The 23,388-nt window shown below is 58.2% G+C and carries 22 protein-coding genes and 2 pseudogenes; 11 read left to right on the top strand and 13 right to left on the bottom strand.

All coding sequences use genetic code 11. From position 1 onward, the window contains the following. Positions 1–162: 162 nt before the first annotated feature. From ACVWXZ_RS05890 to ACVWXZ_RS05870, 5 genes are all read right to left on the bottom strand, one after another. Positions 163–1,527: a cytosine deaminase gene (locus ACVWXZ_RS05890; protein WP_457482284.1), complete on the bottom strand. Its 1,365-nt coding sequence runs from the start codon at positions 1,525–1,527 to the stop codon at positions 163–165. Positions 1,528–1,601: 74 nt separating this feature from the next. Continuing rightward, positions 1,602–1,931 (bottom strand): YggT family protein, encoded by a 330-nt coding sequence (locus ACVWXZ_RS05885; protein ID WP_011432695.1) that lies wholly within the window; start codon positions 1,929–1,931, stop codon positions 1,602–1,604. A gap of 170 nt (positions 1,932–2,101) precedes the next feature. Continuing rightward, positions 2,102–2,470, bottom strand: coding sequence for a hypothetical protein (locus ACVWXZ_RS05880; protein WP_457482277.1), 369 nt, complete (start codon positions 2,468–2,470; stop codon positions 2,102–2,104). A gap of 48 nt (positions 2,471–2,518) precedes the next feature. Next, positions 2,519–4,291, bottom strand: coding sequence for an ABC1 kinase family protein (locus ACVWXZ_RS05875; RefSeq protein WP_457482276.1), 1,773 nt, complete (start codon positions 4,289–4,291; stop codon positions 2,519–2,521). A gap of 136 nt (positions 4,292–4,427) precedes the next feature. Then, the gene (locus tag ACVWXZ_RS05870) at positions 4,428–5,714 is read right to left on the bottom strand and encodes a glucose-1-phosphate adenylyltransferase (protein WP_457403645.1); all 1,287 of its coding nucleotides are present in this window, start codon (positions 5,712–5,714) and stop codon (positions 4,428–4,430) included. Positions 5,715–5,838: 124 nt separating this feature from the next. On the opposite strand from ACVWXZ_RS05870, the gene ACVWXZ_RS05865 reads away from it, so the two are divergent. The 3 genes from ACVWXZ_RS05865 to sat all read left to right on the top strand — a co-directional run bounded on the left by ACVWXZ_RS05865 (position 5,839) and on the right by sat (position 8,487). Next, positions 5,839–6,621, top strand: a complete 783-nt coding sequence (locus ACVWXZ_RS05865) for a ParA family protein (protein WP_457482275.1) — start codon at positions 5,839–5,841, stop codon at positions 6,619–6,621. 140 nt (positions 6,622–6,761) lie between these two features. Then, complete coding sequence (locus ACVWXZ_RS05860; protein ID WP_457403648.1) at positions 6,762–7,130, top strand: hypothetical protein; 369 nt, start codon at positions 6,762–6,764, stop codon at positions 7,128–7,130. Between the two features lie 166 nt (positions 7,131–7,296). Then, positions 7,297–8,487 carry a sulfate adenylyltransferase gene (sat, locus tag ACVWXZ_RS05855; RefSeq protein WP_457403649.1) on the top strand — a complete coding sequence of 397 codons (1,191 nt, stop codon included), beginning with the start codon at positions 7,297–7,299 and terminating at the stop codon, positions 8,485–8,487. A gap of 123 nt (positions 8,488–8,610) precedes the next feature. Here the strand turns inward: sat and ACVWXZ_RS05850 are convergent. From ACVWXZ_RS05850 to ACVWXZ_RS05825, 6 genes and pseudogenes are all read right to left on the bottom strand, one after another. Then, positions 8,611–8,712: pseudogene (locus tag ACVWXZ_RS05850) on the bottom strand (copper amine oxidase); the annotation flags it as partial. Between the two features lie 112 nt (positions 8,713–8,824). After that, on the bottom strand, positions 8,825–9,001 hold the full coding sequence (locus ACVWXZ_RS05845; RefSeq protein ID WP_414332524.1) for a hypothetical protein: 177 nt from the start codon (positions 8,999–9,001) through the stop codon (positions 8,825–8,827). A gap of 354 nt (positions 9,002–9,355) precedes the next feature. Next, complete coding sequence (locus ACVWXZ_RS05840) at positions 9,356–9,781, bottom strand: hypothetical protein (protein WP_457440657.1); 426 nt, start codon at positions 9,779–9,781, stop codon at positions 9,356–9,358. Positions 9,782–9,824: 43 nt separating this feature from the next. Further along, complete coding sequence (locus ACVWXZ_RS05835; protein WP_011432704.1) at positions 9,825–10,652, bottom strand: TlyA family RNA methyltransferase; 828 nt, start codon at positions 10,650–10,652, stop codon at positions 9,825–9,827. 95 nt (positions 10,653–10,747) lie between these two features. Next, positions 10,748–11,140 (bottom strand): annotated as a pseudogene (locus tag ACVWXZ_RS05830) (ATP-binding cassette domain-containing protein); the annotation flags it as partial. Next, positions 11,124–12,356, bottom strand: a complete 1,233-nt coding sequence (locus ACVWXZ_RS05825; protein WP_457482274.1) for an RNA-guided endonuclease InsQ/TnpB family protein — start codon at positions 12,354–12,356, stop codon at positions 11,124–11,126. The gene ACVWXZ_RS05825 and the pseudogene ACVWXZ_RS05830, both read right to left, overlap by 17 nt. A gap of 192 nt (positions 12,357–12,548) precedes the next feature. Here ACVWXZ_RS05825 and rplI point away from each other — a divergent pair, with 192 nt between their 5' ends. The 8 genes from rplI to glmS all read left to right on the top strand — a co-directional run bounded on the left by rplI (position 12,549) and on the right by glmS (position 22,572). After that, the gene (gene rplI, locus ACVWXZ_RS05820; RefSeq protein ID WP_414329820.1) at positions 12,549–13,013 is read left to right on the top strand and encodes a 50S ribosomal protein L9; all 465 of its coding nucleotides are present in this window, start codon (positions 12,549–12,551) and stop codon (positions 13,011–13,013) included. A 178-nt stretch (positions 13,014–13,191) separates the two neighbouring features. Further along, positions 13,192–14,967, top strand: a complete 1,776-nt coding sequence (gene dnaB, locus ACVWXZ_RS05815; protein ID WP_457441357.1) for a replicative DNA helicase — start codon at positions 13,192–13,194, stop codon at positions 14,965–14,967. 131 nt (positions 14,968–15,098) lie between these two features. Next, positions 15,099–15,995 carry a universal stress protein gene (locus ACVWXZ_RS05810; protein WP_457441321.1) on the top strand — a complete coding sequence of 299 codons (897 nt, stop codon included), beginning with the start codon at positions 15,099–15,101 and terminating at the stop codon, positions 15,993–15,995. Positions 15,996–16,041: 46 nt separating this feature from the next. Next, positions 16,042–16,875, top strand: coding sequence for a nickel pincer cofactor biosynthesis protein LarB (gene larB, locus ACVWXZ_RS05805; RefSeq protein ID WP_457388235.1), 834 nt, complete (start codon positions 16,042–16,044; stop codon positions 16,873–16,875). Between the two features lie 260 nt (positions 16,876–17,135). Continuing rightward, positions 17,136–18,032: a TerC family protein gene (locus ACVWXZ_RS05800; protein ID WP_457441319.1), complete on the top strand. Its 897-nt coding sequence runs from the start codon at positions 17,136–17,138 to the stop codon at positions 18,030–18,032. Between the two features lie 486 nt (positions 18,033–18,518). After that, positions 18,519–19,325: an ABC transporter ATP-binding protein gene (locus ACVWXZ_RS05795; RefSeq protein ID WP_414355855.1), complete on the top strand. Its 807-nt coding sequence runs from the start codon at positions 18,519–18,521 to the stop codon at positions 19,323–19,325. Then, positions 19,325–20,548 (top strand): MlaD family protein, encoded by a 1,224-nt coding sequence (locus tag ACVWXZ_RS05790; RefSeq protein ID WP_457403660.1) that lies wholly within the window; start codon positions 19,325–19,327, stop codon positions 20,546–20,548. Before ACVWXZ_RS05795 ends, ACVWXZ_RS05790 begins: the two co-directional genes overlap by 1 nt. 176 nt (positions 20,549–20,724) lie before the next feature. Then, a complete protein-coding gene (glmS, locus tag ACVWXZ_RS05785) occupies positions 20,725–22,572 on the top strand; it encodes a glutamine--fructose-6-phosphate transaminase (isomerizing) (protein ID WP_414382665.1) in 1,848 nt (615 codons plus the stop codon). On the opposite strand, the gene ACVWXZ_RS05780 is transcribed toward glmS, so the two are convergent. Continuing rightward, entirely contained in the window at positions 22,533–23,039 is a 507-nt protein-coding gene (locus tag ACVWXZ_RS05780) for a heavy metal-responsive transcriptional regulator (RefSeq protein ID WP_457403661.1), read from the bottom strand. The two genes, glmS and ACVWXZ_RS05780, sit on opposite strands and share 40 nt — an antisense overlap. Before the next feature lie 100 nt (positions 23,040–23,139). After that, on the bottom strand, positions 23,140–23,388 hold a 249-nt coding region (locus ACVWXZ_RS05775; protein WP_457482273.1), incomplete at its 5' end, for a zinc ribbon domain-containing protein.

Here is a 23,388-nt window from a genome sequence, read left to right as displayed (position 1 = left end):
TCAGTAAATTCAGCAAAGTTCAGGGTTTTGGGGGTTAGAGGCATGCTCCACGGTGCCGCCCCAGCGTTCCGCGCCGCTGCCACAACCACCACCTCCAGGCAAAGGGAGAGAGGAGCAATTGGGAAGTGTCTTAATCTAACTTGAAACGACTGTGACCCCGCTCTACTTCTCGGAGCTGAGCGCTGTCCCCACCTTCTCCATCAAGTCGTCCAGTTCGCTGTAGTCCGGCAGAGTCGTGTCGATGGCCTGCCCCTGACGCAACACCACTCGGTCATGCTGGGGACGGGAAAGCAGCTCATCAAAGCCACGTCCTTTGAACAGCACCAGATCTGCCGGCAGCCCCACCCCAATTTGCCCTCGCTCGGTCAAGCCCATGATGCGGGCAGGGGTGGTGGTAATCGCCTGTGGCCAATCCCCATAGGGGGTATCCAGGTGCAAAATGCGGGTGGCCTCCCGGAACACCTCCAAGCCATCGTGATCCCCAAAGCCATAAAAGGGATCCCGGCAATTATCGCTGGCTATCATCACCGGCACGCCCAAAGCCTTCAGCTCATGCAACAGCGTCACTCCCCGCCAGCGGGGGGTATGGCCGGGGTTACGGGCTTGCAAATATAGGTTACACATGGGCAGGCTGACCACGGCAATTCCCGCCTCTCTGACCAAGGCCATAGTCTTGTGGGCCACCTCCGGCGGTTGCACGGCCAGGCTACAGCAATGGCCACACACCACCTGATGGGGAAAATCGTTGCGCAAGGCCGCCGCTGCTACGTGTCTCAATGTGAGGGATCCGGGATCATCCGTCTCATCCGTATGAAAGTCCAGATTCAGGCCCCGCTCCTTGGCCAGGGCAAACACCCGATCCAACTGTCGATCCACCTCTGGCCCCATCGCCACCACTCCACCTAGGATCCCGCCCACTTCCGCCACCTTGTCCGCCAGCTTTTCTGCTGCAGGGGTGAGAAAGGTATCCAAGCTCAGAAGCGTGACCGCCTGGAGTTCCAGCTTGCCCGCCCACTCTCGGCGCAACTGGACAAACACCTCCCAGTTGGCCCCCATAACTTGAGGGTTCTCACAGGCCAGATGGGTGCGCACCGCCTGGGATCCATGGGCATAGCTGCAGCGCAAACCAAAGCTGAAGCGACGGTAGAGATCCTCCCGAAACTGCTCCGGATCCCCGTCATAGGCTTGCTTCATCTTCACCCAATCTTCCTGGCCGGCCTGCCTCGCCCCGGCAAAGGTACCATCGGGATTGGGGGTGCGCGGCCACACATGTCCCTTGTCCAGGTGGGTATGGATGTCCACAAAACACGGCCACACTTGGCCCCGCCTTAGATCCACGCTGGGGATCCCCTGGGGCGGGATCCCTGTTGCCAGCCGGATTTGGCGGATCTGCCCCCCTTCAATTTCCAGATCCAGCAACACCAGGTTATCGCGGTTGGGGACAGCCCCCCGCACCGCCTCCTTCAGTACCGACAGGGGAACCTGAGCATTCAGCAGCCAGTAGTGGGCAACGCCGGGGATCTGCACGGTGGGCAACGAAAAAGTGACTCCCAATCTTAAGGGGATCCGAGCCCCTCAGGAGGAATCCAGTGCTACAGCAGCTAGGCAAACTGGCCCACCACCTGCATGGCAAAGCTGAGCAAAATGAAGGCCAACCAGGGGGAAAAGTCCAAGCCGCCAATGGGGGGAATGATGCCGCGGAACAGGTTGAGATAGGGATCGGTGAGTTGGCTGAGCACCGACAGGATGGGGTTAGACCAGTTCAGTTGCGGGAACCAGCTCAGCAAGATCCGCACGATCAGCAGAGCATTGTAAATGACGATGAACTGGTAAAGGGAGCGGAACAGCAAAGACGCGGCAGTGCCGTAGACCAACCCCAGGGAGAGGCCGTCCACCCAAGCGAGAGGAGACAACAAGTGACTGAGCATCATGGTTGGGAAAAGTAGGGAAACAACTCGATTAACTCAACATCCATTAAGCTGAAGCACCTTCGCCAGAGGCAGACCTGGCCCAGGATCGCAACTCAGCCGAGAGAGGATGGCAGAACCTAGAGAGGAAAGCCGCTGCCGCCTCTAGTTTGGCATGGACAGGGATCCCCTGCTCAAGGCTTTTCCTCAACAGCCCTGGAAGAGGTTTCCTTGACGAGCAATTGCGTGCGCATGGCCTGAATCGCCTCGTTTAACTCGGCAATCTTGGCCTCTAGAGTGCGGCGGGCTTGGGCAATTCGTTCTGCCTCATTTTCCCACTTCTTCCAGTCGCTGGACATGGCGGGCTCACCCGAAGCACTGAGGCGCGGTCGTTCAGGGGCTACCGAGGTGCCGTTGAGACGATCCGGATCCCGGCGTTGGCCTTCGGCGGATCCCTTGCTGAGTCGAGGGGCAAGCACAAACCCGATCACCCCGCCGATGATCCCTCCCAACAGGGCGCCAGTCACTACACCCGCAATGAAGTCACCTTTCTGATCTGCCACGCTTTTGTCCAGCTCAATAACAATAAACTTGAGTCATCTTCTTCCGTTCTACCTTTCCTGTCCCACTCCTGCCAGCAAATCCGACCAAGGTTGAGGTAGCCGCCAGCGGCTGAGATGTTCCAGATGGGCTTGCACCTGCTCCCTCAACTCGGCAAACGTGTGTTGCAGATCGCCGGTCGAGGGTAGGGATCTCAGCGTTGCCTGCCAGAGGTAAGCTGGGGAAAGTTCAGGGCTGAGCAACTGCCACAAACGCTGCAGCTCCTCAAAGTGAAGGCGATCATCTTCTGTGAGGGAAAGCACCAACTGGCGACGCAGATCGCGGGCCTCTTCCGACATCAGGTAGCGCAAACCCGTTTGGGCGGTGGGTAACCAATCCAATCCCCCATCGCTGCGGGCAATTTGAATCAGGTTCTCCAGGCGGTTCCAGCGGAACTTACCATCCTTGATCAACACTTGCAGCAGCCGTTGGCGAATACGCGGCGATTCATCCGTCAGCAGGCGCTTGGCCACATAGGGATAGGCCACACCGACGATGCGGAACTGGGGATAGAGGCTGAGGGCTACTCCCTCTTGGGTCACCAAAGAGCGGATCACCAGAGCAAAGTGGGAGGGCACCTGAAAGGGGTAGCGGTACATCAAGTCGGAGAACTGATCTGTGGCCGTTTTGAAGTTAAAGTTGACCACCTCTTGGGTCAGCACGTCTGCCAGCACCTTTTCCAAGGCGGGGATCAGCTCTTGGCGGCCGACATCCGACTGCAAAAAGCCCAGATGAATAAAGTCATCGATCAGGGCGTTGTAGTCGCGATCCACCAGGTGAACCAGAGCATCCACCAAGTACTCCTTCATTTCCTCGGTAAGCTGATCCATCATGCCGAAATCGATGTAGGCCATACGGCCATCGGTGAGGGCAAACAAGTTACCTGGGTGGGGATCCGCGTGGAAAAAGCCGTATTCCAGCAATTGCTTGAGGGCAGCAACCACCCCGATACGCACCAATTGTTTCACCTCCAGGTTGGCTGCTCGAATGCGCTCCACATCCGTCAGCTTGATGCCGTCGATCCACTCCAGGGTCAGAACCTGGCGGGTGCTGTAAGCCCAGAAGATGCGCGGCACGTACACATCCGGATCGTCGCGGAAGTATTCGGCGAAGCGCTCGCAGTTTCGCCCTTCGTGCAGGTAGTCGATCTCTTCAAAAAGCTTGCGGCCAAACTCATCGACCACCGCCGTCAAAGTACTGCCCAGGTTTAAGGGCAGCCAGGGGCCCAGCCATGTCGAGGCCCAGCGAATCAGGTACAGATCCAGGCTCAACTGCTCTCGCAGATGGGGTCGCTGCACCTTCACCGCCACCCATTCGCCGCTGTGCAACTGCGCTTTGTAAACCTGGCCCAAACTGGCAGCAGCCACCGGCTCTGGAGAGATCTGGGCAAAGATCTCGGCAATCGGACGGCCCAACTCTGACTCGATGCGGGCAAATGCTTGCTCGGAAGGAAATGGCGGCAGTTGATCTTGCAGTTGGGTGAGTTCTTCTAGGTAGTCTTTGCGCACCAGATCGGGGCGGGTGGAGAGGGCCTGCCCCACCTTGATGAACGTTGGCCCCAGGTCGGTGAGCAGCTTTCGCAACTGCACCGAGCGCCGTCCCACATTGCGATCAGTGTGTCCCCACAGTTGATCCCAGCGCAAACAGAGGACAAACCACAAGAAAGGCCAGAGAATGGCCAGCGCCCGACCAATCACTTGGGGCAGGCGCCAGCGGTAATAGCGGCAGATCAATTGCGGATCGTAAACTTCCAAAGCGGCAATGGGCGAAGTTCTACTAAACACACTCCAGCGATCTCACAGTCTTTTGTTTTAAAGCTCTCGGTGTCCATCTTAACAGAAAAAGCCTCGCCGTTTCTGCGCAAGGGCCTGTCAGCCCCATCCTGCCCCCTTCTCGGCCAGGGCCAGCCTGTCTCCCCCCTCAAATGATGGTGTTGTCCGGGATCACCGAGTCTTTGATGATGGTGACGATGCCGTTGCTGATCCAGATCCCTTCCTCTTCCCGCTGCGCTTCGGTGACGTGATCCTTGTTGAGGATGCGGACATTGCGCCCAATGCGGGCATTCTTATCCACGATGGCGTTGACAATGTGGGAGTTGGCCCCGATGCCCACCGGTGGGATCCCTTCCTCCAGCCTGGCCTGCCGCTCTTCTACCGACTCGTAGTAATCGGCTCCCATCACCAGGGTGTTTTCGATGATGGTGTTGGCCTCCAAGCGGCTGCGAATGCCGATGATGGAGTTGCGAATTTGGGCGTTTTTGATGATGCAACCATCGGCGATCATGGAGTTGACAATCTGGGAGTCGAGGATTTTGTTGGGGGGCAAAAAGCGCGGGCGGGTGTAGATGGGCATTTCGCTGTCGAAGAAGCTGAAGGGCGGGTTGGGCTGCTGCACCAGTGCCAGGTTGGCCCGGTAAAAAGCCTCGATGGTGCCGATGTCTTCCCAGTAACCCTTGAAGAGGTAGGCTTGCAGATGGTACTTGCCGATGGCTGCCGGCAGCACCTCTTTGCCAAAGTCGGTGTGCTCCTTGACTTTGAGCATCTCGATCAGAGCTTCTCGCTTGAATACATAGATGCCCATGGAGGCGATGTAGGGCTTGGCTTTGGCTTCTTCCGGGCTGAGGCCGAGGGCTTGGGTGTCCACCTGACAGGCTTTCAGCAGATCTCCTGTTGGCTTTTCCTTGAAATCCACAATGCAACCGTTCTCGCCAAGCTTGAGCAAGCCAAAACCCGAGGCCACTTTTTCTTCACAGGGGAGCACCGCCAGCGTCACATCGGCCCCAACCTGCCGGTGATGCTGGATGAAGGGGCGGTAGTCCATGCGGTAGAGGTGATCCCCAGATAGGATGAGGAAGTCCCGCGGCTTCCAGGAGTCCATCAGCCAGAGGTATTGGCGAACGGCATCGGCGGTGCCTTGGAACCAATCGGGATTGTCAGGGGTTTGTTGGGCCGCCAAAACGTCCACAAAGCCGCCTGTAAAGGGAGACAAGCGGTAGGTGTTGACGATGTGGCGGTTCAGAGAGGCCGAGTTGAACTGGGTGAGGACGTAGATTTTTTCGATGTCGGAGTTGATGCAGTTGCTGACCGGGATGTCGATGAGGCGGTATTTGCCGGCCAGGGGCACAGCGGGTTTGGCGCGGCGCTTGGTCAGGGGATAAAGTCGGGTGCCACGCCCACCTCCCAAGATGATCGCCAGTACATCGCGCATGGTTGTCCTCCACCAGGCTACACCCAATAGCATAGACTGCTGCGGGGCCACCTAAACGGCTGTCCTGTCGGATCTGGCCGGGCTGCTCGGAAAGGGGAACAAGTTGGCAAAACGGGGGGAGCTGATGGCGCGCATCCTGGCCTTTACCAACAACAAAGGGGGCACCGGCAAGTCCACCCTCTGCGTCCACGCGGCTCAGTTGACGGCCCAACGGGGATACCGAGTTTTGCTCATCGATCTCACGTCCCAGGCCACTGCCAGCAACCTTTACCTGGAAGGGGCCGGATCCTTGCCGGCACCGGAAACGGTTTGGGCCAGCTTACACCCGCAACACCAACGTCCTCTGGAAGAGGTGATCTACTGCACCGACAAGGGGGTAGATGTGGCGCCCTCCCACAGCACCATGGCGGAAGTGGCGGCCCAACTGGCTGCTGCCGGAGAGATGGGGCAGAATCTATTGCAGCGCCAACTGGATCCCTTGCTGCAGGACTACGACTTCATCTTTCTCGATACGCCGGGAGAACTGAATGCTCTCACCGCCAATGCCCTGCAGGTGGCCCAGCGGGTACTGATCCCGACACGGCTCAACCGCGCCGATTTCTCCTGCACGGAAGTGACCTTGCGCTACATTGAGGCCCTGAAAGGCCAGCTAAGCCAAGCCCGCGCCATTTTGACAATGCTGGATGACCGCTATCTGCCGGGGGGCATTTGGTCGGGATCCCATACCGGGCAATTGTATGTGCAAGCGCAACAGATTTTTGCGGATGTGCTTTCACCCGTTACTATTCCAGATAGCAGCGATTTGCGCATTGCTTTTGACTACGGCTTGACGGTGATGGACTATCGGCCTGGGTCGGCGGTGTGTCAGCGGCTGCTACAGTTGGTTGAACACGAGGTGCTCTTGTGACCGGATCTGACCGTAGCCTCTTTCCTTCGTCGGGGGAAATTTCCCGCCGCTCCGGCGGAATTCGGCGCAAGGCCGGTGCTAAAACCAGTTCAGAGCCCACCTCCGCAGAGTCTACTCCCACAGGCGAGGAGCCGACAACGATGTCTTCTCAGTCTCCCTCAGAACCAACCCCAGAATCGCCGGAAATGGAAGCCCTCAAAAGCCAACTGGCCGAAGCTCAACAACTCTTGCAAGACTACCAAAACAAAGTCTCTGCCCTGCAAGCTCAATTGCAGCAAGTCACTGCCCATCGGGACGAATTGCAAAAGGCGCTGGCGCAGTTGCAAGCGGTTGCGGACGAGCGGGCCAAAACCATCCAGGAGTTACGGAAACCCAAAGAGCAAGCCCCCATCATTCAGCCCAAACCCCAATCCTCGCCTCTGCACGCGCAAAAGAAGATCATGAATCGGCCCATCTTCGACAACGTATCGGCCACCGATGAAAGCATGCCTCCCTATCTGCTGGATTGACTGGGATGGAAGGGATCCCTGAGGGTGTGAGCCTGGATGGGGTCTTCATCTGTTCTGCTCCCGCCTGCTTTCAGCCCGACCTGTGCTTTCTTCCCCACTTTCTGGGGATCTGGGATCCGATAGTTGGATATTGGATTGGATAACCTTTGTTCTCAGTGCCCTTCTCATGAGCCAATCTCCATCGACTCTCCCTGCTGGTGATGCCATTCCGCCCCACGGGGGCACCCTGATCAACTGCATTGCCCCGCCTGAGCAGGCGCAGGAGCTGCGTTCCAAAGCAGAACATTGCCCCATCCTCTATCTCGACGAGCGGGCCCAATCGGATCTGGAGATGATCGCCATTGGGGGCTTCAGCCCACTGACGGGGTTTATGGGGCGGGAAGACTACCAGGCCGTCCTGGAAACGATGCACCTGGCCAATGGCTTGGCTTGGTCGCTGCCGGTCACCTTGCCGGTCTCCTCGGAAGTGGCAGCGGGTCTGAAAGAGGGGCAAATGATTGCCTTGGCCAGTGCCGAGGGCAAGATCCTGGGCTTACTGGAGCTGACGGAGAAATTTACCTACGACAAAACCCGCGAAGCCCGGCAAGTTTATCGCACCACCGATGAGCAGCATCCAGGGGTAAAGGTGCTCTACGAGCAGGGATCCGTCTATTTGGCCGGCCCCGTCACCCTCCTGCAGCGGGATCCCCACCCTCTTTTTCCGGCCTACCAGATTGACCCGGCCCAATCGCGGCACCTGTTTCGGGAAAGAGGCTGGAGAACCATTGTAGGCTTCCAAACCCGCAACCCCATCCACCGCGCCCATGAATACATCCAAAAATGTGCCTTGGAGATTGTGGACGGGCTATTTTTGCACCCGCTGGTGGGGGCTACCAAAAGCGACGACATTCCCGCCGATGTGCGTATGCGCTGCTACGAGGTGTTGATCGAAAAGTACTACCCCAAGGAGCGGGTGATCTTGGCCATCAATCCTGCGTCGATGCGCTACGCCGGCCCCCGCGAGGCTATTTTCCATGCTCTCATTCGCAAAAACTATGGCTGTACCCATTTCATTGTGGGGCGGGATCACGCCGGGGTGGGGAACTACTACGGTACCTACGATGCCCAACACATTTTCGATGAGTTCCAGCCGGGGGAGCTGGGCATCATTCCCTTGAAGTTTGAACATGCTTTCTATTGCACCGTCACCGGCACCATGGCCACGGCCAAGACCAGCCCCAGCCAGCCTCACCAGCGCATTCACCTCTCAGGTACCAAGGTGCGGGAAATGCTGCGCCGCGGTGAAGTGCCCCCGCCGGAGTTTTCTCGACCAGAAGTGGCCCGGCTGCTGGCCGAAGCCATGCGAGAGCGGGGTTAACCCTGGGAATCTCCCTAAGTGGCAGTCAAAAAGGGCCTGGGACAGACCAGACCCTCTGTATTGAAAGTTGTATTGAAAAAAGTTGTATTGAAAGTTGAACTTGAACCAGATTCCAGTCGAGTATCAGGCCGGCTCCGCTAGATTGATTGTCGGGTTGCGGTCGAAGAAGCCCCAAGGTACCAGCCTAAAGCCCGTTCTGTGTACAGGCATGACGGGCCAATCCTCATCCCATGAAAAAAACCCTGCCCAACGGCATGGGGAGAATGTATGATGGGGAGCCCGCGTTTCTACAGAACTCCCTCGAAGTCAAGCAGCCCTGAATAGGCAGCAACAGTTCTCATCCCGCCTCAAACCAGAGTTGTTCGGGATCCACATAATAGCAGCGGGCATTGTCCGCACAGATCAGCGCCCAGCCGTTTTGGTCGGCCTCGACCAAAGTATACTCACACTGGGGAATGAAATAGCCTTGGTGGTTTCGGGTATCGCTCTTAACCCAAACGGTCTGACGGTTCATCTTAAAGTTCCTCCCATCTGCAGTCAAAGGGGTCAAAAAAGTGAGGTTGGAAAACGGGACTCGATTCAGTGGCTATGGAAGCAGCGGCAGTGCAACACCACTGCAATATAATGAAGTGCAGCCACCGCCGAGCTAAGCATCTCGCGCCAGCCCGGAGTTCAATCTCATCAATCAACTGAGGCCGGGGAAGAGAAGCGACGAGAGCTAACCCCTATCGATAAATGGATCCCATATTGCTATTGGGTACAAGAAGTTTAGCACCAACTCCATGAGAACATCGCTAAGAGTTGTAGATTAAAATAAAAAGCTCTAGATTTTCCTAAAGTCTTGTTGCAAAACAAGGAATAGGGTCACTTAATCTTCTTCAAAGAGCCAGTTGTAAATCTTGCTCAAGTGGGGCCAAGCAGGACGGCGGTTCCCTCCCTCTTGCAGGTTGGATTTGACGCCCTCAATCTGCTCGGGATCCCGTGCCAAGATTTGCTTAATGGCCTCCACCTGCTGGCGTACCCCGGTTTTTTTCAGCTCCAGCATGGCTAGGGTCAGATTCACACGGGGCTGGGCATCCACCGGATCCAACTTCACAGCAGTCTGGGCGGCCTTCAGAGCTTTTTCCGCCTGCCCCTCCAGAAGGTAGAGCCGGGACAAGCACGTCCAAGCCGCCGCCGCCTTTGGGGATCCCTTACAGATCGACTCAAAAGAGGGAATTAACGTCTTGGCCGCTTCCCCGGATTCATAGCGCCGAATCCCTTCCTGAAACAATTCTTCAATTTTTTGGCTCATCTCCCTCAATCCAGCACATTAGCTTATTGACAAAATCGACGATCTATGCATGTAAAGTCGCTCTCGCCTGCTCGCTCATCTGTTGTAGCGCACTGCCGCTGGGGAGAGGGATCCCTTCTCCTTCAGCCAGCCAGAGCCAATACTCGATATTGCCGGCAGGGCCAGTGATGGGCGACCACGTGTAGCCTTGCACCTGCCAGCCCTGGGCCACAGCCGAGCGCATCACCGTCTCCAGCACGCGGGCATGGACAACCGGATCCCGTACCACCCCCTTTTTACCCACCTGGTCTCGGCCCGCCTCAAACTGGGGCTTCACCAGCAACAGCGCCTCCCGTGGGAAACGCAACAGGTTCCACAGCGGAGCTAGCACCTTAGTCAGGGAAATAAAAGACAGGTCTACCACCGCCAAATCCGGCCAGCTCTGGGGAGGTGCCTCGCTTCCGTACAGATCCTCCGGCTGCAGATGGCGCAAGTTGGCCCGCTCCTTTAGGATCACCCGCGCATCCGTTCGCAAAGACCAGGCCAGTTGCCCATAGCCCACATCCACTCCGTAGACCCGCTGGGCTCCCCGTTTCAACAAGCAGTCTGTAAAACCTCCTGTGGAAATGCCCGCATCCAAACAAATACGACCCTGCACCTGAACAGGAAAAGTTTGCAGCGCCCCCTGTAGCTTTTCTCCCCCCCGTGAGACAAAAGCAGGCCCAGACTGGACTTGCACCGCTGGATCCCCGCTCACCCAGGTTCCAGGCTTTTCCGCCCGCACCCCATTTAGAAAGACTTCTCCTGCCAAAATGGAGCGTTGCGCTTGCTGGCGTGAGGAAAAATATCCGCGCTCCACCAACCAGCTATCCAGACGCACCCGCTTGGCCATCTCGCCGGTGCCTCACCTTGCATAGATCTTCCCGCCCATTAGAATAGGCGAGCGGGATCCCAACTGACCAGGATTGAGGGATCGCCAACAGCAGATTAGCCGAACCGTCCGCTCACGTACTCTTCCGTTTCCCGATGGGCGGGAGAGTTAAAGATTTTCTCAGTGCGGTTAAACTCCACCAGCCGTCCGTAGCGAAACCCCTCTTCGTCGACTTCAGTGTTGAAGAAGGCGGTAAAGTCGGAGACCCGCGCTGCCTGCTGCATGTTGTGGGTAACGATAATGATCGTGTAGCGACGGCCCAGTTCCTTGAGCAACTCCTCAATGCGCAACGTGGAGATGGGATCCAACGAGGCACAAGGCTCATCCATCAGGATAACCTCCGGCTGGATGGCCAAGGTGCGGGCAATGCAAAGACGCTGCTGCTGTCCCCCCGAAAGGGAGAGCCCACTCATCTTCAGCTTGTCTTTCACCTCATCCCAGAGGACGGCGTAAACTACCCGGCCCTGACTGCTTCGCAGTACGGGGCGGGCTTTCAGTAGCCCTGAGCCTGCTCTGCTCTACCAGAGAACAAAACAAGCCCGGACCTCTAGGCTGGTTTACGACAGCCCCCAAGAGCGCAATCACATTCGCACCATTCAAATCCGCATCCCCTTCCCATCCACAGTGCCCACACTTGAACTTCTTTCCACTGCGGTAGGACTGCGTAGGATCGGGATGGATGTGCAAACACTTGTGACAGGTCTGCGACGTGTAAGCAGGCGGCACAAGAATCAGAGAAACCCCTGCAGCCCTCGCCTTGTATTCCAGAAACTGACGTAGTTGGTAGAACGCCCAACTGTTGGCCCTGCGCCGCTCGGCTTTGCTGCGTGGCTGTTGATTGACCCTTTCCCGGATCCCTGTCAGGTCTTCCAGAGCAATAGCGCTGTTTGTCGCCTTTGCCCTAGAGACAATAGCTTTGGAGATGCGATGATTGACCCACGCCTGAAAGCGTCTCTCCTTGCCAGACAGCCGTTGCAACAGTTCTCTGCATCTGCGCCGCGAACTGCGGGTGCCCTTACTGGCTTTGCGTTGGAGTGCCGCCCTCAGCTTGGAGTAGTGGTCTCGGATTCGGTTCAACTGCTGTCCATTCCAATTGTCCCCCTCTGACGTATGGGCGATATCCGTCCTGCCCAAGTCCACCCCGATCACCCTGTCCGTATCTTGTTGCTTGGGCGGGTTTTTCTCTACGCAAATCTGGATGGAGTAGGAGCCGTCCTTCCGCTGGACTAGGGTGGCCGATTTGGGGTTAGAGCCAGCCAGCATCCCACGCTGGTAGTTGCCAATGGCTAGTTCAAAGCGCTCTCGCCCTTCCACCGTGGTCAGCGACACCGACCAGTCTTTCTCGCGAAATGAGAAGATACGTGCATCGTAGGTAACGAACCTACGCTTGAACTCTTTAACCGGACGGTTGCGCTGTCTCGCCACTTTGCGAGCGCCTGCCACCCGTCTGCACACCTGTTGAGCCAAGTTACTGGACAAGCCGAACCGGGCTCGAATCTCGTAGTAGCAAAGGGATTGCAGTTTAACCGCGTTGACGATCTTCTCCGGCGTGTTCTGGTTGACCCAGTTCAATGCCTGCACAAAGACATCCATCGTCGCGTCCAATTTGGCGGCTTGTGACGGGAACGCCTTGAGCTTACAGGATATGGTCAGGACTTGGCTCATAAGTTCATTGTACTTCATCAAAGCGCATTCCTCCCGGCACTGACCCTACGGGTACAGTGCGGGGCTCCTGCGATTTCTAGCTGAGAAGGGATCCCCTATGCCGACGGGCTGGTGGCTATGGCACTCTGGGCTGACGATGAACCTGCTGAGCCTCTAGAATGGAGGGCTGTCGAGAAAAGAAGTGTCTTCCCAATGTCGAAACGTAACATGCAGGTTGTGCTGCGCCAGGCGATCCCAGGGCTGGGCAAGCCCGGAGAGATTGTCAACGTCAAGCCCGGCTATGCTCGCAACTACCTCTTCCCACGGCAGATGGCGGTGCGGGTTACCCCTGGCATATTGAAAGAGCAGCAGATGCGTCTGGAGCAGGAAGCGGCTCGTAAACTGGCAGAAAAACAACGGGCGGAAAACTACAAGACCGCTCTGGAGACCATTGGTCGCTTCGTCATCCGTAAGAAAGTGGGAGAACACGATCTCCTATTCGGGCAGGTTACCACCAGCGATATTGCCGAGGTGGTGCTGGCTACCAGCGGCCTGGATATCGACCGCCGCAACATTCTCCTCAACGAGGAAATCAAAAAAACCGGGGTTTATCCCGTGCAGGTGAAGCTACACCCCGAAGTTACCGCTACGCTGCGCATTCAGGTTACTCCCGAATGAGGACTCACCTTCGAGGATCCCTGAGTTCCCGTGAGGGATCCCGGGGTGAGTAGGGTTTTTGCCTTAGGCAACAAGCGGGTATGCTCAGCCTGTAGCTTGGCCTACCTGCTGAGTGGGCCTGCTTGGCTGAGAGGCCGGTTGCCCTAGGGCTGGGTTGATTTTCCTATCCTGGCTTGCGGTGATCAGCGATTACGACTTAACGGGTGGGGATCGGCTTCCTCCTCAAAACATTGAAGCCGAGGAGGAAATCCTGGGGGGCATTCTCCTCGATCCGGATGCTTTGGTGCGGGTCGCGGAGTTTCTGCGACCAGAGATGTTTTACATCTCTGCCCACCAAGAGATTTACCGGGCTGCTCTCCAACTGCACAGCCAAGGCCAACCCACTGACCTGATGACTGTGTCTGCCTGGTTGGCGGATCATCATCTTCTGGAGCGGGTGGGGGGAACAGGGGCGATCCGTCGTCTGCTGGAGCAAACCGTCAGCAGCGTCAACATCGACCAGTATGCTCGCCTGGTGATGGATAAATACATGCGCCGCCAGTTGATCCAGGTGAGCAATACCTTGGCTCGTTTGGCCTACGATACCAGCCAACCCCTATCTCAGGTGATGGATCAAGCCGAGCAGGAGGTGTTTCGACTCACCCAAGAGCGGGTGCAGCGTAGCCTCATCCCGGCCTCTGAGGTTTTGGTCAATATCTTCTCGGATTTGGAAGAGAAGTTCCAGAGTGGGGCTCAGCTCCCTGGGATCCCGACCAAATTCATCGACCTGGATAACCTGACTCAGGGCTTGCAGCGATCCGACTTGTTGATCCTGGCCGGTCGTCCCTCGATGGGGAAAACCAGTCTTGCCCTCAACATTGCCCAAAATGTGGCTGCCTATGCCAAGCAGCCGGTCGCCATCTTTAGCCTGGAAATGTCGAGGGAGCAACTGGTGCAGCGGCTTTTGGCCAGCGAAGCCCGCATCGACAGCAGCCGTCTGCGTTCTGGGCGCATCAGCGAACACGAGTGGCAGCGCCTGGGACAAGCCATTGGTTTTTTATCGCAATTGCCCCTGTTCATCGACGATACCCCCGACTGTACCGTTACCGAAATTCGCTCCAAAGCGCGGCGTTTGCAGGCGGAACAGGGGGGAACGTTGGGGATGGTGTTGATCGACTACCTACAACTGATGCAGGGATCCGCTGCTGACAACCGGGTGCAGGAGCTGTCGCGCATTACCCGTGGCCTCAAGGCCATGGCCAAAGAGCTGATGGTGCCGGTGCTGGTGCTTTCTCAGCTCAGTCGAGCTGTTGAGTCTCGCTCCGACAAACGTCCACAGCTGGCGGATCTGCGGGAATCGGGCTGTCTGGCCGGGGATACGCAGGTGATGGATGTGGATCGCGGCAAGATCTGGCGGCTGGATCAACTGGCGGCCCTACCGGCTGTGGCGGAATTGCCCCGCCTGCTCAGCTTGAACGGGCGCGGGCGCTTGGTGCCCCAACAGCCTGTGAAAGTGTTTTGCAGTGGTCGGCAGCCCACCTGTGTTCTGAAGACCCGCCTCAACTTTTCCATTCGCGCCACCGGCAACCATCCCTTCTTGACCCCAGACGGCTGGAAAACCCTCGACGAGCTGCAATTGGAGGAAGAGGTGGCGGTGGTGGTGCAGGAGGGGCTGATCTGGGATCCGGTGGTGCTCATCAGCGAGCCGGGGGAGCCTCAGCCGGTTTACGACGTCGAAATGCCCCGCCACCACAACTTCGTGGCCAACGGTCTGCTAGTTCACAACAGCATCGAGCAGGATGCCGATCTGGTGATGATGATCTATCGCCCGGAATACTACGATCCCAACACCAGCGATCGCGGCATTGCCGAGGTCATCATTGCCAAACATCGCAACGGCCCCACCGGTACCGTGCGCCTGCTGTTCGAAAGCCAGTACACCCAGTTTCGCAACCTGGCGGATCCCAACCGGTGAGCAATCGATGCCGAAGAGGGATCCGGAGCTGCTGCCTTGGGAACAACCCCGCAAGGTGTTAGCTTAGGATCGCTGCGGGCCAAAGCGTTGCTCTTGAGCCGGCTACCCTCTCTCCTAATGCTCAAAACGATATGTTTAAAAACGTGTTAATTGCCACCGACCGCCGAGATGGCCTGCAGCGTTTTGGCAAGTGTTTGGAAGATCTGCACAGCAACGGCATTGAGCGCGTCACCTTCGTCCGCAGCATGGATTGGCAGGAGGACGACATCGGCATTCCCGAAGACATTACCCCCGAAGTCCAGGCAGAGCAGACCCAGTTGCAGAAGCTGCTGAACCCGATCCCAGCAGGGTTGGAAGTCGAGGCTCTGGTGCAGGTGGGCAAGCCGGCAGAGGCGATCTTAAAAGGGATCCAAGCCTACGGCTGCGATCTGTTAATCACAGGCATGGGCACCCACAATCTGCTCGCCGAAAAATTGTTCGGCAGCACCACCATGACGCTGTTGCCGAAGCTGAAAATCCCCCTGCTGGTGATGCGCCCCCAACTGCTGGCTACCTTTACCCTGGAAGAATTGCGCTTGCGCAGCCGCCACCTGTTTCGCTGCCTCTTGGTGCCCTTTGACTTTGAGCAGCCGCGTCAGCAGTTGCTGAACCATCTCGGCCACCTGCTGCCCGGTACTTCCCAGTGTCAGACGCTTACCCTGCTCTACGTGGTGGATCCCAGCGCCCGCCGCAACCAAGGAACTCCGGTGGAGGTGCTCCAACGCAAAGCCGAGGCTGACCTGGCCCAGGTGCTTGAACCCCTGAGCGAGCAGGTGAAGCCCGTACAGCTGCGCACCCTGGTGCGGGTGGGATCCCCTCTCAAAGAGATCCTGACTACTGCTGCCGATGAAGACATGACGGCCATCGCCACTGCCTCCCCCCACGTGGGCAGCTTCTGGGAGTGGTCGGTTCGCAGCCTCACCGGCGAGATTTTGCGGCAAAGTTGGCATCCGGTGTTGTTTTTCCCGCGCGGGTCTTTGGCCCAGTAGATCCAGGCAAGATCCAAGCCGAGTGTTGCAGATTAACTCATCCTCCATGACCCCCCCCTCTACGACAGCGCTGCAGGATCTGTTTCGGGCGGTGGCCCAAGGAAAGCTCACCCCAGAGCAAGCTCTGCAGGCCTATCGCTTTCTGCCCTTCGAGCCGGTGGGAGACTTCGCCCATGTAGATCACCACCGTCCCTTGCGCACGGGCTTTCCCGAAGCCGTGTGGGGGCCGGGCAAGACCCCAGATCAGATTGCCCAGATCCTGGAGCAACTCCACCAGCGGGGATCCCTGGCCTTGGCCACCCGCATCGAAGCCCAGGTGTATGCCGAGATCCGCAGCCGCTTGCCCCAGGCCCAGTATTCCGAGTTGGCCCGCTTGTGTTGGATCCCGTCCCAGCAGGTGGTCAGCCATCCTGGACAGGTCAGCGTGATCTCCGCCGGCACTGCCGACTTACCGGTGGCAGAAGAAGCCGCCCTCACGCTCGAGCTTTCTGGGTTTCAGGTGAAGCGCCTCTGGGATGTGGGGGTGGCCGGGATCCATCGGCTGCTGCACAACCGGGCGGCCCTGCAAGCGGACGTGCTGATCGTGGTGGCGGGCATGGAGGGGGCCTTGGCCAGCGTGGTGGCGGGTCTGGCGGATTGTCCGGTGATCGCTGTGCCCACCAGCATTGGCTACGGGGCCAGCTTCCAGGGCTTGGCTGCCCTGCTCACGATGCTCAACTCCTGCGCAGCGGGGGTGGGAGTGCTGAACATCGATAACGGTTTCGGGGCGGCCATTCTAGCAGGCCAGATCCTGCGCTGTGGACAACGGCTGGCGGCTCGACTGAGCTCATCCGGCCCCACTGGAGATCCAACAGAGGATGGCCAGATTTCAGAAGGTTAAGAACTGTAAATGGATCCTGAGCCAAACAGGCTATACTCAGGCCATAGTTTAGGCTTGGGCTTTCTCTTTCCCATCCTTCGGGAGTTTGAGGGTGTTGCCTCTGGTCACCTAACTGGGTTCATGCCTTTTTCTGGGGTACCTTTATCCGAAGATGGGGAGGGTTCCTACGCTGGTTAACTGCTGTGTTGGACTGACTGGGGCGGACAAAACGCGCGAATATGCTAATTGATGCAACACTTGTCAAAAATGCAACAGATGCGATGGGGGCAACCTTGATCCTGGCGCAAGGGATGACTCAGTCCTTCACCTGGACAGATATTTTCTTGGTAGTGGCTTTGGTGTTTTTGGAGGCCGCCCTCTCTGCGGACAACGCCGTTGCCCTAGCAGCTCTGGTGAAGCATCTGCCCACCCCTCAGCAACAAAATCGGGCCTTGCGCTGGGGCATCATCGGCGCTTACAGCTTTCGCATTGCCATTGTCTTCGCGGCAGTTTGGTTGGTGGAGTATCCACCCGCCCAATTCTTGGGAGCCTGCTACCTGCTCTGGCTGGCCTGGCAGCATTTTCGGGGGGAGAAGGAAGGCCAAGAACAGGACATCACCCGCCACGCCAACTTTTGGCAGACCCTGGTGATGGTGGAGCTTACCGATCTGGTGTTTTCTTTCGACAGCATCGCCGCTTCGGTGGGCGTCTCCCGCAAGGCTTGGGTAATCATCCTCGGCGGCATTCTCGGCATTACCCTGATGCGCTACATGGCTTCTCTGTTTTTGCGTTGGTTGGACGAGTTCTCTCACCTGGAAGACGCCGCTTTTGCCATCATCGCCTTGGTGGGGAGCACCATGTTGTTGGAGGTGTTTTTCCCCCAAATCGAGATCCCGGAGTGGGGGATGGTGGTGGCTGTGATCCCCCTATTTGTCTGGGGTTTCTCGCGGCGCGTGAAACTCAATTCGGAGCAGGATGAACAGCCGGAGCTGGCTGACGGAGAGAAGAGGGAAGAGAAAAGAGCAGGGGTTACAGACGAGATGGAAATCGTCCCCTCCGGTTGGGTGGCTGCCCTTGAGGAAGACCTCGCCCCTGAGCCCCAGAGCAGAGAGAATGGAGAGGAGAGCATGCCTCTAACCCCCAAAACCCTGAACTTTGCTGAATTTACTGAGCTTTAGGCGGTTTGGCAAAAGTCATTGAGAGGGATATAGTAGACCAAGTTTCCCCCTGATCCTTGAGTCCACCGCAACGGTTGCCGGGAAGTGAAGGGGGAAAGCGCTCGGGGGGTATTCCTCAGGGCTTTGCGGGATACCGCCTTCCTGTTTGGACTCCGTCCCGCTGACGCGAACAGAGATAGGCAGGATGCGATCGCTTCTTTCCTGAACCATGTTCAGGAGAGTTCAGCGTGAATGTATCAGGTACGGCTTGGGCCTATCGCCAGGGATCCCTGATCTGCCTTGATAGGGCTGTGGGTGCTTCATTGCCTTGGCCCCTGCCGACTCCTAAACTAGCAGTGAAGCCGACTCAAGGAGGGAAGCATCCTGAGCCCCCAGTTTTGCTTGAAATCATTGGTCAAGTGCTTCAGAAGCAGCATAGACAGCCCAAAGGAGCAGCAGGCCGCGGAAAATAGGCTCCAGCCTTTGGCGAGGGCGGAGGTTCTGAGCATGCCAGCAGTGCAGAGCACTGCCCCCTTGGTGGAGCTGCGCCAAGTTTCCAAGCGCTTCGGCTCGACGGTGGTGCTTGACCACGTGGATCTGAAGGTGTACCGGGGTGAGGCCCTGGGCCTGGTGGGGCCTTCGGGCACCGGGAAATCGACGCTGCTGCGCATCATCGCCGGCCTAACGGAGCCAGACGCTGGAGAAGTGCTCTGGTGCGGGATCCCGCTCCCGGAGATTCAAGCCCATCATGCAACTCCCCCTTTGCGAGTAGGGATGGTGTTTCAGCAGGCCGCCCTCTTCGACTCCCTGACGGTGGAAGAAAACGTGGGGTTTTTGCTCTACGAGCACTCGCAGTTGCCCCGCTCCCGTATTCAGGAATTGGTGGCCGCCAAGCTGGAGGCGGTGGGACTGGCGGGCAAAGAGCACAACCTGCCAGAAGAACTCTCGGGGGGGATGCGCAAACGGGCCAGCTTCGCCCGCGCCATTATGGAGGATCCTTCTCTGCCCCAGGATGAGCCCCAATTGCTGCTGTACGACGAGCCCACTGCGGGTTTAGATCCCATTGCTTCGACGGTGATTGAAGATCTCATCCGGGAGCTGCAGCAGGTGAAAAAAGCCTGTGAGAGCTACATTGTGGTGACCCACCAGCACAGCACCATTTACCGCGCCACCGACCGCATTGTCCTGTTGGCTCAGGGGCGGGTGCAGTGGGAGGGATCCGTGCAGCAGATCGAAACGTGCGATAACCCCTTTGTGCGGCAGTTTTTCAGCGGTAGCGTAGAAGGGCCAATTCAAGTGGCGGGGCAGGTGTGATGCGTTCGCGAGCAGTGCGAGAAGGGGCAGTGGGCCTGTTGATCCTGGCGGGGGCGCTGGGCTTTGCCGGCCTGTTTTTGTGGATCTACAACCTGCGCTTCGGCAGTCGCGGCTTTCAATTTACCGTCACCTATACCAACGTGGCCGGGCTGGCCGAGGGATCCAGCGTGCGGCTGCGGGGGGTAACCGTAGGTCGGGTGGAGCGTATCACGCCTCAACCCAATCAAGTGGAGGTGCAGGTGGCCATTGACCAGCCTTTGGCTATTCCCCGCAACGCCCTGTTTGTAACCAAACAGACGGGGTTGGTGGGGGAAACGGTGATGGACATCCTGCCCCAGGGGAGGGGTCAGGCGGCAACGGGATCCCCTCTGGCAGCGGATTGCGACAGCAGTCAAATCATCTGCGATGGGGATGTGGTGGAGGGCAAACCTGGAGTGGATTTTGGCCAGTTATTGATCCGGCTGGATCAGTTGCTCACACGGATCAACGACGATGAGCTCTTCGACACCCTTAACGCCACCCTAGAAGGTCTCACCCGCGTCGCCAATAGCGTGGCCGATCTCTCAGAAACCGTGGAAGAGCGAGTAGCTGCCCTGCGCACCGAAGATCTGGACTTGTTGCAATTCACGACCGCTGCCACGGCCATCCAAGACGCGGCTGGAGCTGTGGGGGGAACTGCCCGCAGTTTGCAAGCGGCTGCCGATCAATTCACCGCCCTGGTGGATCAAAACCGCACTTCCCTTAACGCCGCTCTGGAGAACATCCAGCAGGTGAGCGCCGATCTCCAGGCCATGTCGAGCGCGGTGCGCCCGCTGGTTACCGATCCACAACTCCAGGCCGATGTGCGCCAGATCCTGGCCGAGGTGCGAGCGGCTGCGGAGAACGTGGCCCAAGCTACCGAAGATCTGCGGCAGATTGCCGCCAGCCTCAACGATCCGGGCACTTTAGCTACTCTGCGCCAAACCCTCGATTCGGCGCGCATCACCTTTCAAAACATGCAAAAGATCACCGCCGACATCGACGAGCTGACCGGGGATCCCCAGTTTCGCCGCGGCATTCGAGAGTTGGTATTGGGGCTGAGCAACTTGGTCTCCAGCGTCCCTGGGGAAGATGGGATCCAGCCCGCGGTGGCCGAAGGTTATCAGTTCAATTTTGCGCCCGTCTCTTTTGCCCAGGGAGTTGCCCCTGGATCCCAAGGATGGCAGCCGCAGACTTCCCCATAAGTTGGCTGCCTTTCCCCTCTCTCTAGCGGGAGTCTGGGATCCCTGAGATGACCCGCTGAGGTAACAACGGCGGCCAAAGCCGTTGAAGGGATCCCCAACCTGGGGTAGGCTTTGCGGATAAGGTGTTGCCTGTATTGCTACGCAACGCTGGCGCGACTGAGGTTGAGGTGTGAGGAATGTGTGGCATTGTCGGCTACGTGGGTTTTCAGTGGGCTGCCCCCATCCTGTTGGAGGGCCTGCGCACCTTGGAGTATCGGGGCTATGATTCTGCCGGCATTGCCACAGTGGATCCCGAAGAAGGATTGAGAGTTGTCCGCGCCACCGGCAAGCTGCACAACCTGCTGGTGAAGCTCACCGCCAACATGCCCACCGCCAAGGTAGGGATCGGACATACCCGCTGGGCCACCCACGGCGGCGTGACCGAAGAAAATGCTCACCCCCAGTGCGACGAGCGCGGGCGCATTGTGGTGATCCAAAACGGCATTGTGGAAAACTACCTGGAGCTGAAGGAGCGCCTCTTGGAGCGGGGGATCCCATTTCGCTCCCAAACCGATACGGAAGTGATCGCCCAACTGCTCGGCCTCTATACAGAAGAGCTGGGCTCCTTTGAGGCGGCCTTTGGCCAGGTCATGGGGCAACTGCGGGGAGGAAACGCCGTAGTGGCTCTGGATCGGGAGGCGCCGGATCGGCTGATCGCAGCCCGTTTGGGCAATGCCGGAGCCGTGGTGGTGGGAGAGGGAGAAGGAGAAAACTTCGTCGCCTCCGATCTGCCTGCCATTGTCCGCCATACCCGCAAGGTGGTGTTCTTGGAGGATGGGGAAATGGCGGTTCTCACGGAGTCTCAAGTGCGCTACTTGCGCATTACCGGCGAGGAGCTGCGCAAATCCAGCATCACCGTGGCCTGGGATCCCGTCTCAGCCGCCAAGGGAGGCTACAAGCACTTCATGCAAAAGGAGATCTTTGAGCAGCCCCGCACCACCACCGATACGCTACGGGGGCGGGTGGATCTGGAACAGGGCCGGGTGACACTGGAGGGGCTAACGCTTTCTGAAGCACAACTGGCCCACATTGAGCACATCCACGCCGTAGCCTGTGGTACTGCCTGGCACGCCTGCTGGGTGCTCAAGTACTTCATCGAGAGCTTGGCCCGTACCCCCGTGGAGGTGGACTATGCCTCTGAGTTTCGCTACCGCCAGCCGGTGTTGCGCCCCAACCACCTGTTGCTGGCTCTAACCCAGTCGGGAGAAACCGTCGATACGCTGGCAGCCATGAGCGAGGCCCGCACCCAAGGGATCCCGACTCTGGCGATTGTCAACGCCATCGGATCCCAGGCCAGCCGTCTGGCGGATGCCGGGGTTCTCTACATCCATGCCGGTCCGGAGATTGCCGTGGCTTCCACCAAAGTGTTTACTGGCATGTTGGTGGCGGGGTATTTGCTGGCCCTGCAACTGGCCCAAGCCAAAGGGATCCTCAGCCCGGCCCAGATCCAAGCCCACCTGCAAGCCTTGATTGAGCTGCCGGGCAAGATCAGCCTGATGCTGAAGGACGCCGCCCTCTACGACCAACTGGCGGAGCAGTACCATCATGTTGCCAACATGCTCTATCTGGGCCGCTGGGTTAACGCCCCGATTGCCTTGGAAGGAGCTTTGAAGATGAAAGAGGTGAGCTATATCCACGCCGAAGGCTACCCGGCAGGGGAGATGAAGCATGGCCCTATCGCCCTCATCGACGAGCGGGTGCCGGTGGTGTGCATTGCCACCCGGGATCCCGTCTACGAAAAAATGCTCTCCAACATCGAACAGGTGCGGGCGCGGGGGGGACGGGTGATCGCCCTCATCAACCCCGAAGACACCCAGGTGCGGGAGAAAGCCGACCACATCATCGAGGTGCCCAGCACGACACCCCTGTTGTCGGCGGTTCTGAACGTGATCCCCCTGCAGTTGTTCGCCTACGCCATGGCTTTGCGCCGCGGAGCCGATGTGGATCAGCCGCGCAACTTGGCTAAGTCGGTAACGGTGGAGTAACGGCTGTTGCCCTTGCCGCCCCTGGCCCCTGGTTTTTGCAAAATCGGGCAGATCACCTCTTTTTCATCAGCAGCCGCAGGGGGGATCTGCCAATCGGAGAGGAGACCTTGAATTTGGCTTTTCAGCGCTTGCAGATCGGCAATTCGCTGTTCAATCTCCTGCAGCTTGCCTTGCAGATGCTGGCGAATTTCTGGACAAGGCTGCTCCCCTCGGTCGTGGATGTCCAGGATGTGGCGGATTTCTTCTAAGCTCAGGCCCAGGCTCTGGCAGCGGCGGATAAAAGCCAGGCGAACCAAAACCGAAGGGTCGAACAGCCGATAGCTGGACTCCGCCCGTTCCACCGTTGGCTTCAGCAGGCCTATCGATTCGTAGTAGCGCACCGTGCGTACAGGCAAGCCGGCTGCTAGAGCCACCTGGCCGATCTTCAGGCTGGCAGACAAGTCCTGGACAGCAGCAGGATTCGACATGTCCCCAACTGGATCCCTGTAGATTTCTTCAGCGTGACATACTCCCACACTCATGCTGACGCAAAGCGCTCCGCGCCGCCAAAGCGAGAGAGTGCGGGCTTCAAGGACTACGTCCCGCTGACGCGAAAAGAACGGGATGCCCCACCGCCCTGTGCTTGATGTTGATGGCCGCATGGTGGTCGCGCCCTAGTTCTAGCCCACAATGGGAACAAGAATGCCATCTGTCTTGAATCGCTTTCGGTACTCTTTGACCGCACCGAGAGCAGTTTTGACTGCTGCCGTTGGGATTCACTGCAATCGCCCTCAGCCCAGCTCTTTCAGCCTTGACTGCCAGCATTTGCAGAAATTG

Source organism: Thermostichus sp. MS-CIW-38 (assembly GCF_054058415.1).
This window is presented reverse-complemented; position numbering and strand designations above follow the sequence as displayed.

Bases quoted from the DNA above. Each gene is read 5' to 3' on its own strand.
- ACVWXZ_RS05885 (WP_011432695.1), bottom strand. From the start codon at position 1,931: ATGATGCTCAGTCACTTGTTGTCTCCTCTCGCTTGGGTGGACGGCCTC.
- ACVWXZ_RS05870 (WP_457403645.1), bottom strand. From the start codon at position 5,714: ATGCGCGATGTACTGGCGATCATCTTGGGAGGTGGGCGTGGCACCCGA.
- ACVWXZ_RS05865 (WP_457482275.1), top strand. From the start codon at position 5,839: ATGGCGCGCATCCTGGCCTTTACCAACAACAAAGGGGGCACCGGCAAG.
- ACVWXZ_RS05860 (WP_457403648.1), top strand. From the start codon at position 6,762: ATGTCTTCTCAGTCTCCCTCAGAACCAACCCCAGAATCGCCGGAAATG.
- sat (WP_457403649.1), top strand. From the start codon at position 7,297: ATGAGCCAATCTCCATCGACTCTCCCTGCTGGTGATGCCATTCCGCCC.
- ACVWXZ_RS05845 (WP_414332524.1), bottom strand. From the start codon at position 9,001: ATGAACCGTCAGACCGTTTGGGTTAAGAGCGATACCCGAAACCACCAA.
- ACVWXZ_RS05840 (WP_457440657.1), bottom strand. From the start codon at position 9,781: ATGAGCCAAAAAATTGAAGAATTGTTTCAGGAAGGGATTCGGCGCTAT.
- ACVWXZ_RS05835 (WP_011432704.1), bottom strand. From the start codon at position 10,652: ATGGCCAAGCGGGTGCGTCTGGATAGCTGGTTGGTGGAGCGCGGATAT.
- ACVWXZ_RS05825 (WP_457482274.1), bottom strand. From the start codon at position 12,356: ATGAGCCAAGTCCTGACCATATCCTGTAAGCTCAAGGCGTTCCCGTCA.
- rplI (WP_414329820.1), top strand. From the start codon at position 12,549: ATGTCGAAACGTAACATGCAGGTTGTGCTGCGCCAGGCGATCCCAGGG.
- ACVWXZ_RS05810 (WP_457441321.1), top strand. From the start codon at position 15,099: ATGTTTAAAAACGTGTTAATTGCCACCGACCGCCGAGATGGCCTGCAG.
- larB (WP_457388235.1), top strand. From the start codon at position 16,042: ATGACCCCCCCCTCTACGACAGCGCTGCAGGATCTGTTTCGGGCGGTG.
- ACVWXZ_RS05800 (WP_457441319.1), top strand. From the start codon at position 17,136: ATGGGGGCAACCTTGATCCTGGCGCAAGGGATGACTCAGTCCTTCACC.
- ACVWXZ_RS05795 (WP_414355855.1), top strand. From the start codon at position 18,519: ATGCCAGCAGTGCAGAGCACTGCCCCCTTGGTGGAGCTGCGCCAAGTT.
- ACVWXZ_RS05790 (WP_457403660.1), top strand. From the start codon at position 19,325: ATGCGTTCGCGAGCAGTGCGAGAAGGGGCAGTGGGCCTGTTGATCCTG.
- glmS (WP_414382665.1), top strand. From the start codon at position 20,725: ATGTGTGGCATTGTCGGCTACGTGGGTTTTCAGTGGGCTGCCCCCATC.
- ACVWXZ_RS05780 (WP_457403661.1), bottom strand. From the start codon at position 23,039: ATGTCGAATCCTGCTGCTGTCCAGGACTTGTCTGCCAGCCTGAAGATC.